Source organism: Streptococcus sp. 5346 (genome assembly GCF_013277455.1).
GTDB lineage: Bacteria > Bacillota > Bacilli > Lactobacillales > Streptococcaceae > Streptococcus.
On sequence record NZ_VMMY01000027.1, the window covers coordinates 1 to 578 of the forward strand.

The 578-nt window shown below is 36.3% G+C and carries 1 protein-coding gene; it reads right to left on the reverse strand.

Translation table 11 applies throughout. The features are described 5' to 3' along the window. Window positions 1-159: 159 nt before the first annotated feature. Window positions 160-516 (reverse strand): hypothetical protein, encoded by a 357-nt coding sequence (locus tag HT732_RS10125; protein WP_001036312.1) that lies wholly within the window; start codon window positions 514-516, stop codon window positions 160-162. Window positions 517-578: the final 62 nt, after the last annotated feature.

Genomic DNA, 578 nt, shown 5'->3' on the forward strand with positions numbered 1-578 from the left:
AAGGCTAGTATACTACTATTTTTTAAAATTTTCCATCCAAATCACAAACGGTCATCAAAACATCTTGAATTGTTAAAAATAAAAAAAGCAAGCATGAAAAACATACTTGCCCTGGGGAACTTGACAATGTGAAAATACAAAATAGAAAACTACTCACCCTCACTTCCGTATGTTCTCATATATTCTCATGATCGCAACAAGGATAGCAGCTGTTCCACTTGCCAAAGCGATAAGGGTAATGATAATGTTGAGAATTTCAGGCGTACTCCCTATTCTGTTGACAAGACGGAGTAGAGATATAACTGCCAACTGAATCAGGAGTATTGATTCTACTCTTATCAATGAAGTCAGTTGGTTTTCAACTGCATATAAAAAGACTGGTAACATAACACAGGCTATAGCAATCACAAACAGGTTGCTCCCTGTTCCTTCTCCCTTATTCACCACGGAAATCATGAGAAGATTCGATGCTATAATCAACGTAGAACAGATGATAAAAAAGGATTTCTTATTCATATAGGGTACCTCATATACTATGGCATTTTAATTGATGACTACAGGCGGTACTTCTTTCCACA